This is a genomic window from Vibrio marisflavi CECT 7928, assembly GCF_921294215.1.
GTDB classification, from domain to species: Bacteria; Pseudomonadota; Gammaproteobacteria; order Enterobacterales; family Vibrionaceae; genus Vibrio; species Vibrio marisflavi.
This window is the reverse complement of the sequence record NZ_CAKLDM010000002.1, coordinates 294,515-307,838: the sequence shown is the minus strand read 5'-3', so window position 1 is coordinate 307,838 and position 13,324 is coordinate 294,515. Positions and strand designations below refer to the sequence as shown.

Below are 13,324 nucleotides of genomic sequence, written 5' to 3'. Positions count from 1 at the left end.
AACCGTTAATCGGCTTCATCCATCCAACACAATATAACCGCTTCGAGAATCTTTTCATTACAGTGGCTTGGATCATCCTCGAAGTCTTCAATATCAAGAATCCATTGGCGCAAATCGGTAAAACGTACTGTTTTAGGATCTGTGTCTGGGTACAAATCACACAGCTCAATCGCTATTTCTCTAGAGTCCGTCCATCTCATAACTCATCTCGTCGGTTGGTTAATTATTTTGTATTAATGATCTTCTGAAGCGTGGTTAAGGGTATATTTTGGAATCTCAACCACTAGATCTTCATCGGCAACTTTTGCTTGGCAGCCAAGCCTAGATTCCGGCTCTAAACCCCACGCTTTATCAAGCATATCGTCTTCTAGTTCTTCACTCTCTTCTAGCGAGTCAAAACCTTCACGAATGACGACGTGGCACGTAGTACAAGCGCAAGATTTTTCACATGCATGCTCAATACCGATACCATTTTTTAAAGCAACATCTAGCACTGTGTCGCCAGTGTTAGCCTCTAACACTGCCCCTTCTGGGCATAACTCTTCATGAGGTAAAACAATAATCTTAGGCATAATCTTTTGATCTCTACTACTAAATATCGTCGACAGACTGTCCGGACAAAGCTTCGCGAATGGATTTGTCCATTCGACGAGAAGCAAATGCTTCACTCGCTTTGTCAGTGGCTTTAATACCTTGCTCAATCGCGTCTGCATCTTCGCCGTTACGAAGAGCGATTAAGGCTTCTATCGACTTCAATAATTCTGCACTTTCTTGCTCTGACAACAATTCATCGCCGTCAGCCTGCATCGCAGCAATCAGTCCTTCAATGACTCGATCCGCTTCAACTCTCTGCTCTGCTAAAGCCCTAGCTTGCATGTCTTCTTTTGCATGTGACATAGAATCTTTAAGCATATTTGCTACTTCTTCGTCACTCAAACCATAAGAAGGCTTAACTTGTATATCAGCTTGAACGCCTGTGCTTTTTTCCATGGCAGTCACAGACAATAAACCATCTGCATCTACTTGGTAAGTCACGCGAATATGAGCTGCGCCCGCAGCCATTGCTGGAATACCTTTTAAAGAGAATTTCGCGAGTGAGCGACAGTCATCGACCATTTCACGCTCACCTTGTACCACATGCACAGACATCGCCGTTTGGCCGTCTTTAAAAGTGGTAAACTCTTGAGCTCGCGCAACAGGAATCGTGGTATTTCTCGGGATGATCTTTTCAACCAGTCCACCCATAGTCTCTATACCTAGAGAAAGTGGAGTTACATCCAAAAGTAGCATTTCAGAATCAGGTTTGTTGCCAACAAGGATATCCGCTTGAATAGCAGCGCCAATCGCGACTACTTCGTCTGGGTTAATGCTTGTTAAAGGCTCTCTATCAAATAGTTCACCGACCATTTCACGTACTAATAACGTACGGGTTGAACCGCCAACCATCACCACTTCCATGACATCTTCGACATCAAGGCTAGCGTCACGTAACGCTCTACGACATGACATCAGTGTCTTTTTAACCAGAGGGCGAATCAGAGAATTAAACTCATCACGAGTCAGGCTGCCATTCCAACCAAGTACAGAAATATCTGCACTATCTTGTTGAGACAACTGCAGTTTGGCTTCAATGGCAGCTTCATGTAAAGCTCGAAGCTGCTCTGCACTCAGCTCTTCAGTAGACTTACCCATCTGCTGCAATAAATGCTCGACCACAAGCATATCAAAATCATCACCACCGAGGGCAGAATCGCCTCCCGTAGCTAAAACTTCAAACACACCTTTTGTTAGACGTAAGATAGAGATATCGAACGTACCACCACCCAAGTCATAAACTGCAATCACGCCTTCTTGGCCAGAATCTAAACCGTATGCAATAGCTGCCGCCGTTGGCTCATTAAGTAGACGAAGCACATGCAGGCCTGCAAGTTTTGCTGCGTCCTTAGTGCCTGTGCGCTGAGCATCATCAAAATAGGCAGGAACGGTAATAACTGCACCGGCTAATTCACCTGCCAGTGTCTGCTCTGCTCTTGCTTTTAGCGACTTCAAGATCTCAGAGGATACTTGAATAGGGTTTTGGGTACCTTGCGACGTTTGAATCAGCAGTAACCCATTGTCAGACTCAACAAATTGATATGGCAATGATGGGTAACGTTGCTTGATATCTTGGTATGAGCGCCCAATTAAGCGCTTAACAGAGATGATCGTATTCTTTGGGTCAGCTTGAGCTTGGGAGAGCGCATCGTGACCGGTTATAAGATCGGAATCGGTATATTGTACAACTGAAGGTAAAACTGAGCGCCCTTGCTCATCATTCAATGTATCTGCAGAGCCACTTCTAACTGTAGCAACAAGTGAATTGGTGGTACCTAAATCGATGCCAACTGCGAGTTTATGTTGGTGTGGTACACTGCTTTGACCAGGCTCTGCAATTTGGAGTAACGCCATTAGAGGTTGATCCTTTCTAATTGAACTAGCCTAGCATTCGCTCTTCGGCTTGCTCTATTTCATTCTTTAATTTATCGACAAATTTAAGCTTTCTAATTGTATCTGCAGCCTCAACCCAGAGAGCTTGATCCAGCTGACTTTCTACTGTACTGATATGCTGCTTAAACATTTTACTTACTTTCGCTTCAAACTCGAATAGTCGCTCATCTGCATCTTCTTTATCACAGATCTCTTCGAGCTCTTCTCTTAATTCCATTTGTTCCATCAAGAACATTGGATCTTGTAGAGTTTGTTGCTCACCACGTATATCGACCCCTTGCTCAGACAACAGATACTCTGCTCTTGAGATAGGGTGCTTTAACACCTGATAAGCATCATTGATTTGTGCTGCTTTTTGCACTGCGATAAGTCTATCGCGCTCAGAAGCACTAGCAAATTTATCTGGATGAAAACGCTTTTGTAGCTCTCTAAAGTGAGAAGAAAGAAGGCTACCATCCAGTTGAAACTGACTTGGTAGCCCAAATAATTCAAAGTGGTTCATAGTCAAAACGGTCTCAATCGCACCTCAATTGAAATAGGCTGAGTTTCTATATTTAGTTTAATGTTAGAAACAATTAAACGTTGAAACTCTCACCACAACCACACTCGCCTTTCGCATTCGGGTTATTGAATTCAAATCCTTCATTGAGGCCTTCTTTCACATAATCAAGTTCAGTACCATCTAAATATACTAAGCTTTTAGCATCGATGATTACTTTGATTCCCATGTGTTCGAAGACTTGGTCCTCTTCATTTAAGTCATCTACAAACTCGAGAACATATGCCATTCCTGAACAGCCCGTGGTTTTCACCCCTAGTCGTAACCCGAGTCCTTTGCCTCGGTTGTCTAAGAATGTTCTAACACGGCTTGCCGCTGCATCTGTCATAGTAATGGCCATACTGCACCTTATTCCTTTATAAATAAACTCAAAACAGGGAGCTAAGCCCCCTGCTATATACTACTGTTCGTTTTTCTTTTTATAGTCCGCAACTGCTGCTTTGATAGCATCTTCAGCTAGGATTGAACAGTGTATTTTCACTGGTGGAAGTTCTAGTTCTTCTGCGATTTCAGCATTTTTGATTTCTGCTGCTTCTTCAATGCTCTTACCTTTTACCCACTCAGTCACAAGTGAGCTTGAAGCGATAGCACTGCCGCAACCGTAAGTTTTGAACTTCGCATCTTCAATAATGCCTTCTGGCGTTACTTTGATTTGCAGTTTCATTACGTCACCACAAGCCGGTGCACCAACCATACCACTACCAACTGTTGGATCTTCTTTGTCAAATGCACCAACGTTGCGTGGGTTTTCGTAATGATCGATTACTTTTTCGCTATAAGCCATAATATTTACCTCGAATCCTCTAAATATGAAACACTGGAATGATTAATGGTGAGCCCACTCAACCGTATTTAAATCAACTCCTTCCTTGTACATATCCCATAGAGGAGACATGTCACGTAGCTTGTTTACTGCTACACGAATTTGTTCAATTGCGTAATCCACTTCTTCTTCAGTCGTGAAGCGACCAAACGAGAAACGAATTGAGCTGTGTGCAAGTTCGTCATCCAACCCTAAAGCGCGTAAAACGTATGAAGGCTCTAAGCTTGCTGATGTACATGCACTACCAGATGATACCGCTAGATCTTTCAGAGACATAAGTAGCGACTCACCTTCAACAAAAGCAAAACTGATGTTCAAGTTATTTGCAAGGCGTTGCTCTAAGTCACCATTGATTGTTACTGCTTCCATATCTTTGATGCCAGCTAACAGGCGATCACGCAGCGCTCTCGCGTGGTCGAGATCTTGTTGCATCTCTTCCTTTGCAAGACGGAATGCTTCACCCATGCCAACGATTTGGTGAGTAGGTAGTGTACCAGAGCGGAAGCCTCTTTCATGGCCGCCACCGTGCATTTGAGTTTCTAAGCGAATACGCGGCTTACGACGAACATAAAGTGCACCAATGCCTTTAGGACCATAAATTTTGTGAGACGTTAACGAGATTAAGTCGATTTTCATCTCTTGCACGTCGATAGGTAGTTTACCTGCTGATTGAGCAGCGTCGACATGGAAAATCACTTTCTTTGAGCGACAAAGTTCACCTATCGCAGAGATATCTTGGATAACACCAATCTCGTTGTTCACGTGCATAATAGAAACTAGAATCGTATCTTCACGCATTGCAGCTTCAAGTTTGTTTAAGTCGATAATACCGTTCGACTCTGGTTCTAGATAAGTGACTTCAAAACCTTCACGTTCAAGCTGACGACATGGGTCAAGTACAGCTTTGTGCTCGGTTTTACAGGTGATAATGTGCTTACCTTTTTTACCATAAAAATGCGCTGCACCTTTGATAGCAAGGTTGTCAGATTCTGTTGCACCAGATGTAAAAACAATCTCACGTGGATCCGCATTTAATAGATCTGCAATTTGCTCACGAGCAGTATCTACTGCTTCTTCTGCCTGCCAGCCATAACGGTGAGAACGTGACGCAGGGTTACCAAAAGTACCATCCATAGTCATGTACTGAACCATTTTTTCAGCAACACGTGGATCAACTGGGCAAGTTGCTGAATAATCAAGATAAATCGGCAGTTTCATTTTTTACTCCAATGTAAAACATCGCCACTACGAGCGAACATTTGCGCCAATAGAAACCAGATTAGAATTGTTTTTGCTGGTTGATTGGCTGACCGCAAGAGTGATGTCTTGGCGATCGGACGTTTCAAGAATTTCATTATCTTGCATTAACTCACCGAGAGTAATGCCATCTAAAAAATCACTAATACGTGAACTTAAATCACGCCACAAAGTGTGAGTTAAGCAACGACTGCCACCTTGACAATCCGCTTTACCATGACACTTAGTTGCGTCAACAGATTCATCTACAGCTGCGATGACTGTACCTACCGCAATGCTGTATGGATCTTCACCCAAGCGATAACCACCGCCCGGACCACGAACGCTGGCCACTAAGCCCGCTTTACGCAGTTTTGAAAACAGTTGCTCTAGATAAGAGAGCGAAATTCCTTGGCGCTCTGAAATATCAGCCAACGGAACTGGATTTTGTTGCGAATGCAGTGCGACATCCAACATCGCTGTTACTGCATATCTTCCTTTCGAAGTAAGCCTCATATCACACCTTTCCGACTTTATAGTATGTAAGAAGTTTTTCATACCCGACTAAATTGGTCAAGTATTTATTTGACTATTTTAGTCAAGTATTCATTACATACTTATTAGGTGGTTAGCTTTTCAACGAATGGTGTTTCTCTACAGAGGTCAACACGCCACGCAGGATGTTGAGTTCTTGCGCTTCGGGTCGAGCGCGACTAAACAACCTGCGCAATTTATTCATTACCTGCCCTGGCTGTTCCTTAGAAATGAATTGGGTTTCGATCATGACTTTTTCAAGGTGCTGGTAAAATAATTCCAGCTCTTTATGACGAGGATATTCCGTTTCCACATCGTTGCTATATTTCTGCTTTTCTCTATCTAGGTGAGCAATACGAACTTCATAGCTGATCGTCTGAACTGCCATTGCAAGGTTCAATGAGCTGTATTCAGGGTTAGCAGGAATACATACGTGATAGTGGCACTTTTGCAACTCGTCATTGGTTAAGCCTGTTCTTTCTCGGCCAAACATCAAAGCAACCTTAGAATGAGAGCTCTCAAGTGCGACTTTCTCACCACACTCTCTTGGCTCTAACATAGGCCATTCTAAAGTTCGAGAACGAGCACTAGAACCCACTACCAGTGTACAATCGCTCAATGCTTCTTCTAAGCTTGAGACGATAACAGCATTCTCAATAATATCACCAGCTCCGGAAGCTAAAGCAAACGCCTGCTCATCGAGCTCACATTGGGGTTCCACTAACACTAACTGACTTAATCCCATCACCTTCATTGCTCGAGCTGCCGAGCCAATATTTCCCGAGTGTGAAGTGCCAACAAGTACTATTTTTACGTTATCCAACATGACCAAAATAACCAAAGCTTCAAAATGCGGCCGAATGATAGCACAGTTTGATAAAAAATGGTCAGACCCTTTCACAACGAGAGAACAAAAAATAACCACTTTATTTTTGTCGTTTGTCTGGTATACTCTCGCCCGCTTTTTCGTTCTTTAACATCCGTTGGGAAAAACCTATGCATCCAATGCTTAATATTGCTATTCGCGCTGCGCGAAAGGCAGGCAATCATATTGCTAACTCACTAGAAAATGCCGATAAAATCGAATCGACGCAAAAAGGCATGCACGACTTTGTTACTAATGTAGACAAAGAAGCCGAAGCTATCATCATCGAAACAATCAAGGGCTCATACCCTGATCACTCCATCATCGCTGAAGAAGGTGGTCATGTTGAAGGCAAAGATAGCGACGTACAATGGATCATAGACCCACTGGATGGCACAACAAACTTCCTAAAAGGTTTGCCTCACTTTTCAGTTTCTATCGCTGTGCGTATCAAAGGTAAAACTGAAGTTGCCTGCGTTTACGATCCAATGCTAAACGAATTATTTACTGCTCAACGTGGCTCTGGCGCTCAGTTGAACAATGCTCGTATTCGTATCAAACCTGCAAAAGATATCCAAGGTGCCGTTTTGGCAACTGGTTTCCCATTCAAGCAGAAGCAACACTCAGAATCTTTCATGAAGATCCTTTCTGCTCTATTTGTAGAATGTGCTGACTTCCGCCGCACGGGTTCTGCTGCTCTTGATTTATGCTACTTGGCAAGCGGCCGTGTAGATGGTTACTTTGAGCTAGGCTTGAAACCTTGGGATATGGCTGCAGGTGAGCTGATTGCTCGTGAAGCTGGCGCAATTCTTACTGACTTCTCTGGCGGTACTGATTACCTGAAATCAGGTAACATTGTTGGTGCAAGTGCTAAAGCAGTAAAACGCATCCTAAAGCATATTCGTGAGAACGGTAACGACGCTATTCTTAAGTAATTCGATACTTCAACGAATACAAAAAAACCGAGCAATGAAAGCTCGGTTTTTTTATAGCTAATTTTCTAATGAAAATGTTTGCTTTGTCTCTATAGTGCCTTTGCCTGCTTTTGAGCAGATTGCTTTGCGCCACCAACAAAGAACATAACCACAATCGCAATTGCCGAAGGCAGTGCCCATCCCATACCGATATCAAACAATGGAATGTGTTCAAATGCTGGAACATTGATGCCAGCGGCTTTAAGTGCATCAAGTAGCGAGAAGATAAACGACACAGACAGCGCTACACGGTATGAAGCTTGAGGGTTTGGCAGTTTGCTACGCAAGAATGTAAGCAATACCAACACGATAGCCACTGGATACAGTGCGTAAAGCACTGGTACAGACAATGCAATCAACTGAGCCAATCCAACATTCGCTACAACTGCACATACAACGCCAACAATGATAACCCATGCTTTATAAGGGATTGAAGTTAGCGAACTAAAGTAATCCGAGCATGAAGAGATCAAGCCAATAGAGGTTGTTAGACACGCTAGCAAAACGATGAGTGACAGGGCAAATTGACCATAAGGGCCAAATAGAGACTGTACGTAAATACTTAGAACCGTACCACCGTTGTCCGCACCACTTGCAACAGCAGAGCTTGTCGCACCTAGATAAAACAAAGATACGTATACAAAAGCAAGACCTGAAGCTGCAATTAGTGCTGCTTTGATCAGGTAGTTAGTCGTTGCTTTAGGCTCAGTAATGCCACGGCAGCGCAATGTATCAACCATCAGCATGCCGAACATTAGAGCACCAAGCGTGTCCATGGTGTTATAACCTTCTAGGAAACCTTTTGTTAGCGGCTCAGTGAGATACTGAGCATGTGCCGCCAAAATTTCACCTTGAGGATCAATAAAGACAGCAAGGCCTAGAATCAATAGTCCAAGTACTAAAACTGGAGTAAGGAACTTACCGATAGCATCGATGAGTTTACCTTGAGACCAAGAAAGGAACATAGCCACAGCAAAAAAGACGATTGAGAAAACCGTCAAGTACAACTGAGTTGGCTGGGTAAAGAAAGGCTTCACTGCCATTTCATAAGCTACTAAGCCAGTTCTTGGTGCTGCGAAAGCAGGGCCGATAATAACAAAAATAAGCACAGCCATAACAACAGAGATGCGCTTAGGTAAATCTCTCGTCAAGTGCTCCCATGATCCACCTGAAACAGCGATAGCAATAATTGTCATCAGCGGTAAGCCCACCGCTGTCAGCAAAAAGCCAAACATAGCGGGCAATAAATGATCACCTGCTAGCTGTCCTGCCAATGGTGGAAATATGATGTTCCCTGCACCTAAAAAAAACGCGAATAGCGTGAAGCCAACCGCGATGATATCCGTAAATTTTAAAGTCTGATTCACTGTGAAACCTTGTACTATTTGTTCTTAAGTCTTTAGAAAGCCATAACTGGCGAGCTCTAAAGTGGCCAAAAAGACAGCACGCGTATTGCGTGAAAGTTAAAGTGCAATAATATTTTTACACTATTAAAAAATTTCAAGTTGCGAATAATGACGAATCAGTGCTCGAATATCAAGCAGAAAGAAAAAAACGCCATAATCAATTGCACATGCAGCTAATATATAGTTAATAACACTATCTTATTAAAATTAGCTAGAATTAAGCACTATCAAAAATATAAACAAGAGACCACTAAACCAGCGCAAGCATCCAGAAATCTAGTCAGGGGCAGTGATTTACACTGCGGATATACTTTTTTACAACATAGTTATGAGTTATGCGGACAAGAAATAAACGTAATAAGTTAAGTAATAGCTTTAAGTTTAAACAATTTACTATCGAGTTTGGTGAGGCTGGAATGCCTGTTAGCACTGACGGAGTGCTACTTGGTGCATGGGTGAATTTATTGGATAGTAGTAATTTAATTGATATTGGCACAGGGACGGGATTACTATCCTTAATGTGTGCCCAGAGAAACGAAGACATACAGATCCTCGCGCTAGATATTGAGGCTACAGCGATACAATCTGCACGAAGCAATATCGAGAACTCGAGTTGGAAAAAGCAGATCCAAGTGCAACATGGTGATATTTTGCAGTTCTTACCAGAAAGAACATTCGACACGATTGTGTGCAACCCACCTTATTTCAATAGTGGTGAAACGGCTCAAGATGTGAGTAGAGCCATCGCAAGGCACACAAGCAGCCTCGGCCACTTAGCACTCATTCGCCATTGCAAAAAAATCCTATCAAGCCACGGTAAAGCGAACTTTATCTTGCCTATTGATGAAGGAAGGCAATTTATTCTACTTGCAGAGCAAGAACAGTGGCATGTCAGTCGACTGTGTGAGGTTAGGCCAACTGAGAAAAAGCCGGTACATCGACTGCTAATTGAATTGAGTTTAGAACCCACGCGATGTGAAAAAAGCAAGCTAACCATTCGCAACGGTAATGAATATAGCCAAGCATTTATCGATTTAACCAAAGAGTTTTATCTTAAAATGTAAAAATACCTGTGACCGCTACTATAAAGCGATTATAATGTGCGGCCTCAAATTTTAACCTCACCGGTCAATAGACCCTAGCCTCGTGGAGAACACTTGTGACGACTACTTTTGCAGACTTGGAGCTTGATCCTATTCTTCTTAGTGCAATTGAAGAAATGGATTTTCAACGCCCAACTCAAATTCAAGCCCAAGCCATCCCACAGGCACTTGATGGTAGAGATGTACTTGCTGCGGCGCCTACCGGAACAGGCAAAACAGCCGCTTTTGCACTACCGGCATTGCAATACTTGTTGGACTTCCCGCGTAAGAAAGCAGGACCTGCACGAGTATTGATCCTCACTCCTACCCGTGAGCTCGCCATGCAGGTTGCAGAGCAAGCTAAGCAACTAGCAAAACATACTCGCCTAAATGTTTTCACTATCACAGGTGGAGTTCAGTACCAAGAACACGCGGATATTCTTGGTACGACACAAGATATTGTTGTCGCAACACCAGGGCGTTTGCTGGAGTACATTGAAGCAGAACGGTTTGATTGTCGCGCTATTGAATGGCTAATTCTTGATGAAGCAGATCGCATGCTCGATATGGGCTTCGGTCCTGTTGTGGATCGTTTATCGGCGGAGTGTCGCTGGCGCAAACAGACTCTACTTTTCTCAGCCACTCTTGAAGGAAAAGGCGTTGAAGGTTTCACTGCCGATCTACTAAAAGATCCTGCTGACATTGATGTTGAACCACCTAGACGTGAGCGCAAGAAAATCACTCAGTGGTATCACAGAGCCGATTCAATGGAGCATAAGCTTGAGCTGCTGAAACATATCCTCACCGAACAAGCGCAGCGCAGCATCGTCTTTCTGAAAACCAGAGAACGCTTAGCCGATCTTCGTGGTGAATTAGAGAAAGCACAAATTCCTTGTTCTTGGATTCAAGGTGAAATGCCACAAGACAGACGAAACAATGCTATTAGCCGCTTCCGCGATGGTACTGTCAATGTGCTGCTTGCTACTGATGTAGCAGCGCGAGGCATCGATGTGCCTGATGTTAGCCACGTGATCAACTTTGATATGCCAAGAAGCGCAGATGTTTACTTGCATCGTATTGGACGTACTGCAAGAGCAGGTAAAAAAGGCAATGCTATCTCTATTGTTGAAGCTCATGACCAGCCTATGTTGGATAGAGTTGCTCGCTACGTAAAAGAAGATATCAAAGAGCGCTTCGTCAAAGAACTTCGTCCAAAACACAAAAAACCAGTGTTTAAAAAGAAGAAAAAGAAAACCACTGATAAAAAAGTGAAGAAGAAAACGACAGCTAAGAAAAAGAAATAGCCCTCATACATGGAAGAGATATGGCGAAAGTCATAGTAAAAGGATTTATTGTAGTTTCAGACACCGATTTAGAAGTGGTTGAGCAAGCACTACCAGCTCACCTTGCACTAACTCTTGAAGAAGAGGGTTGCCTCTGTTTTCAGGTAGTGAAGTGCCCTAGCAACGCCAATCGATTCGATGTGTACGAAGAGTTTGTTGATATGGAAGCCTTTAATTTTCATCAAGAGCGAATTAAAGACTCTCATTGGGGTTCAGTCACGAAAAGTGTGGAAAGGCACTACACAATTGACCAACCTGAATAACAATCTTCAAGCAAAAAAAAACAGCCAAATTGGCTGTTTTTTTTTGTTAACTTAACGGCGTATTAGTGCTCGCGAGTTGCTCTAAATTGGATATCTGGGAACCTTTCCTGTGCTAGGTTCAAGTTCACCATTGTTGGCGCAACATACGATAAGTTGTCACCGCCATCTAAAGCTAGGTTAGTTTGGTTCTTACGTTTGAACTCTTCTAACTTCTTCTCATCGTCACACTCAACCCAACGAGCGGTTGCAACGTTCACGCTTTCATAAATTGCTTCTACGTTGTATTCAGACTTCAAACGTGCAACAACCACGTCAAACTGAAGTACACCAACTGCACCAACAATAAGATCGTTGTTCTGTAGCGGTCTAAATACCTGTACCGCGCCCTCTTCTGAAAGCTGTACTAGGCCTTTAAGTAACTGCTTCTGCTTAAGTGGATCTCTCAAACGGATTCTTCTGAATAGTTCTGGGGCAAAGTTAGGAATACCAGAGAATTTCAGCGTTTCACCTTGAGTGAAAGTATCACCGATTTGAATGGTGCCATGGTTATGCAAGCCGATAATATCACCCGCATAAGCGTTTTCCGCACGAGAGCGATCTCCCGCCATAAAGGTTACGGCATCGGAAATGTTCACCTGCTTACCTAGGCGAACGTGATTCATCTTCATACCTTGCTTGTACGTTCCAGAAACGATACGCATAAATGCAATACGGTCACGGTGTTTCGGGTCCATGTTCGCTTGGATTTTGAATACAAAGCCCGAGAACTTTTCTTCAGACGCTTCAACTTCACGCTCATTCGCTTGACGAGTTTGTGGCTTAGGTGCCCACTCAGTTAGGCCATCTAGCATATGATCAACACCAAAGTTACCTAGCGCTGTACCAAAGAAGACTGGCGTTAGCTCTCCTTTCAGGAACATCTCTTGATCAAACTCGTGAGAAGCACCAATCACAAGCTCTAGTTCTTCTCGAAGCTGCTCAGCAAGTTCTTCACCGACTTCTGCATCAAGCTCTTTGTTGTCGAGGCCTTTAATGATCTTCTCTTCCTGAATAGTGTGACCTTGTCCAGTTGAGTAGATGATCGTTTCATCACGGTGAATGTGGTAAACACCTTTAAACTCTTTACCACATCCAATAGGCCATGAGACTGGTGCACAAGCGATATTCAGCTCGCTTTCCACTTCATCAAGCAGCTCCATTGGATCTCGAATGTCACGGTCAAGTTTGTTCATGAAGGTTACGATTGGCGTATCACGAAGACGGGTAACTTCCATCAGTTTGCGAGTACGATCCTCAACACCTTTCGCGGCGTCAATCACCATCAGGCAAGAGTCTACTGCTGTCAGTGTGCGATAAGTATCTTCAGAGAAATCTTCGTGTCCTGGAGTATCAAGCAAGTTAACTAAGCAAGAGTTATAAGGAAACTGCATCACAGAAGTGGTGACAGAAATACCACGTTCTTTCTCCATCTCCATCCAGTCAGATTTAGCATGCTGACTAGAACCACGACCTTTTACGGTTCCTGCTGATTGGATAGCACGTCCGAATAAAAGTACTTTTTCAGTAATAGTGGTTTTACCCGCATCGGGGTGCGAAATGATAGCAAAAGTCCTGCGCTTACTGACTTCGCCTAGAAAGTTCTGATCGGCCATTTAAAGATTCTTTTCAATACTCGCGGAGCTAGTTTCTATAGGAGCAAAAAGCCTATTTAGTTACTAAATCCGGCAGTTAATCACAATTGGCGGCTATTTT

The 13,324-nt window shown here is 43.3% G+C and carries 15 protein-coding genes; 4 read left to right on the top strand and 11 right to left on the bottom strand.

All coding sequences use genetic code 11. The features are described from left to right. Positions 1-5 precede the first annotated feature (5 nt). The 9 genes from iscX to trmJ form a co-directional block, all read right to left on the bottom strand. Positions 6-200, bottom strand: a complete 195-nt coding sequence (gene iscX / locus L7A31_RS08165) for a Fe-S cluster assembly protein IscX (RefSeq protein ID WP_237361022.1) — start codon at positions 198-200, stop codon at positions 6-8. 33 nt (positions 201-233) lie between these two features. Beyond that, positions 234-572 carry an ISC system 2Fe-2S type ferredoxin gene (gene fdx, locus L7A31_RS08160; RefSeq protein WP_237361021.1) on the bottom strand — a complete coding sequence of 113 codons (339 nt, stop codon included), beginning with the start codon at positions 570-572 and terminating at the stop codon, positions 234-236. Positions 573-591: 19 nt separating this feature from the next. Then, complete coding sequence (hscA, locus tag L7A31_RS08155) at positions 592-2,448, bottom strand: Fe-S protein assembly chaperone HscA (RefSeq protein ID WP_237361020.1); 1,857 nt, start codon at positions 2,446-2,448, stop codon at positions 592-594. Positions 2,449-2,473: 25 nt separating this feature from the next. Next, the gene (gene hscB / locus L7A31_RS08150; RefSeq protein ID WP_237361019.1) at positions 2,474-2,989 is read right to left on the bottom strand and encodes a co-chaperone HscB; all 516 of its coding nucleotides are present in this window, start codon (positions 2,987-2,989) and stop codon (positions 2,474-2,476) included. Positions 2,990-3,062: 73 nt separating this feature from the next. Next, positions 3,063-3,386, bottom strand: a complete 324-nt coding sequence (iscA, locus tag L7A31_RS08145) for an iron-sulfur cluster assembly protein IscA (RefSeq protein WP_237361018.1) — start codon at positions 3,384-3,386, stop codon at positions 3,063-3,065. 60 nt (positions 3,387-3,446) lie between these two features. Then, entirely contained in the window at positions 3,447-3,830 is a 384-nt protein-coding gene (gene iscU, locus L7A31_RS08140; RefSeq protein WP_237361017.1) for a Fe-S cluster assembly scaffold IscU, read from the bottom strand. Positions 3,831-3,872: 42 nt separating this feature from the next. Continuing rightward, positions 3,873-5,087: an IscS subfamily cysteine desulfurase gene (locus tag L7A31_RS08135; protein ID WP_237361016.1), complete on the bottom strand. Its 1,215-nt coding sequence runs from the start codon at positions 5,085-5,087 to the stop codon at positions 3,873-3,875. Positions 5,088-5,114: 27 nt separating this feature from the next. Further along, a complete protein-coding gene (gene iscR / locus L7A31_RS08130) occupies positions 5,115-5,621 on the bottom strand; it encodes a Fe-S cluster assembly transcriptional regulator IscR (RefSeq protein ID WP_237361015.1) in 507 nt (168 codons plus the stop codon). Positions 5,622-5,733: 112 nt separating this feature from the next. After that, the gene (trmJ, locus tag L7A31_RS08125; protein WP_237361014.1) at positions 5,734-6,465 is read right to left on the bottom strand and encodes a tRNA (cytosine(32)/uridine(32)-2'-O)-methyltransferase TrmJ; all 732 of its coding nucleotides are present in this window, start codon (positions 6,463-6,465) and stop codon (positions 5,734-5,736) included. 170 nt (positions 6,466-6,635) lie between these two features. Here trmJ and suhB point away from each other — a divergent pair, with 170 nt between their 5' ends. Further along, the gene (gene suhB / locus L7A31_RS08120) at positions 6,636-7,439 is read left to right on the top strand and encodes an inositol-1-monophosphatase (RefSeq protein WP_237361013.1); all 804 of its coding nucleotides are present in this window, start codon (positions 6,636-6,638) and stop codon (positions 7,437-7,439) included. A gap of 89 nt (positions 7,440-7,528) precedes the next feature. Here the strand turns inward: suhB and brnQ are convergent, their stop codons facing one another. After that, positions 7,529-8,845, bottom strand: a complete 1,317-nt coding sequence (brnQ, locus tag L7A31_RS08115; RefSeq protein ID WP_237361012.1) for a branched-chain amino acid transport system II carrier protein — start codon at positions 8,843-8,845, stop codon at positions 7,529-7,531. Positions 8,846-9,219: 374 nt separating this feature from the next. Between brnQ and L7A31_RS08110 the strand changes: the two genes are divergently transcribed. The 3 genes from L7A31_RS08110 (at position 9,220) to L7A31_RS08100 (ending at position 11,572) form a co-directional block, all read left to right on the top strand. After that, positions 9,220-9,948: a tRNA1(Val) (adenine(37)-N6)-methyltransferase gene (locus L7A31_RS08110; RefSeq protein WP_237361011.1), complete on the top strand. Its 729-nt coding sequence runs from the start codon at positions 9,220-9,222 to the stop codon at positions 9,946-9,948. 95 nt (positions 9,949-10,043) lie between these two features. Continuing rightward, the gene (gene srmB, locus L7A31_RS08105; protein WP_237361010.1) at positions 10,044-11,270 is read left to right on the top strand and encodes an ATP-dependent RNA helicase SrmB; all 1,227 of its coding nucleotides are present in this window, start codon (positions 10,044-10,046) and stop codon (positions 11,268-11,270) included. A gap of 20 nt (positions 11,271-11,290) precedes the next feature. Beyond that, on the top strand, positions 11,291-11,572 hold the full coding sequence (locus tag L7A31_RS08100; RefSeq protein WP_237361009.1) for a putative quinol monooxygenase: 282 nt from the start codon (positions 11,291-11,293) through the stop codon (positions 11,570-11,572). 62 nt (positions 11,573-11,634) lie between these two features. Here L7A31_RS08100 and prfC read toward each other — a convergent pair whose 3' ends face one another. Further along, the gene (gene prfC, locus L7A31_RS08095; protein ID WP_237361008.1) at positions 11,635-13,224 is read right to left on the bottom strand and encodes a peptide chain release factor 3; all 1,590 of its coding nucleotides are present in this window, start codon (positions 13,222-13,224) and stop codon (positions 11,635-11,637) included. Between the last annotated feature and the right edge of the window lie 100 nt (positions 13,225-13,324).

Excerpts from the sequence above, each read along its gene's own strand:
- iscX (WP_237361022.1), bottom strand. The coding sequence starts at position 200 with ATGAGATGGACGGACTCTAGAGAAATAGCGATTGAGCTGTGTGATTTG.
- fdx (WP_237361021.1), bottom strand. The coding sequence starts at position 572 with ATGCCTAAGATTATTGTTTTACCTCATGAAGAGTTATGCCCAGAAGGG.
- hscA (WP_237361020.1), bottom strand. The coding sequence starts at position 2,448 with ATGGCGTTACTCCAAATTGCAGAGCCTGGTCAAAGCAGTGTACCACAC.
- hscB (WP_237361019.1), bottom strand. The coding sequence starts at position 2,989 with ATGAACCACTTTGAATTATTTGGGCTACCAAGTCAGTTTCAACTGGAT.
- iscA (WP_237361018.1), bottom strand. The coding sequence starts at position 3,386 with ATGGCCATTACTATGACAGATGCAGCGGCAAGCCGTGTTAGAACATTC.
- iscU (WP_237361017.1), bottom strand. The coding sequence starts at position 3,830 with ATGGCTTATAGCGAAAAAGTAATCGATCATTACGAAAACCCACGCAAC.
- L7A31_RS08135 (WP_237361016.1), bottom strand. The coding sequence starts at position 5,087 with ATGAAACTGCCGATTTATCTTGATTATTCAGCAACTTGCCCAGTTGAT.
- iscR (WP_237361015.1), bottom strand. The coding sequence starts at position 5,621 with ATGAGGCTTACTTCGAAAGGAAGATATGCAGTAACAGCGATGTTGGAT.
- trmJ (WP_237361014.1), bottom strand. The coding sequence starts at position 6,465 with ATGTTGGATAACGTAAAAATAGTACTTGTTGGCACTTCACACTCGGGA.
- suhB (WP_237361013.1), top strand. The coding sequence starts at position 6,636 with ATGCATCCAATGCTTAATATTGCTATTCGCGCTGCGCGAAAGGCAGGC.
- L7A31_RS08110 (WP_237361011.1), top strand. The coding sequence starts at position 9,220 with ATGCGGACAAGAAATAAACGTAATAAGTTAAGTAATAGCTTTAAGTTT.
- L7A31_RS08100 (WP_237361009.1), top strand. The coding sequence starts at position 11,291 with ATGGCGAAAGTCATAGTAAAAGGATTTATTGTAGTTTCAGACACCGAT.
- prfC (WP_237361008.1), bottom strand. The coding sequence starts at position 13,224 with ATGGCCGATCAGAACTTTCTAGGCGAAGTCAGTAAGCGCAGGACTTTT.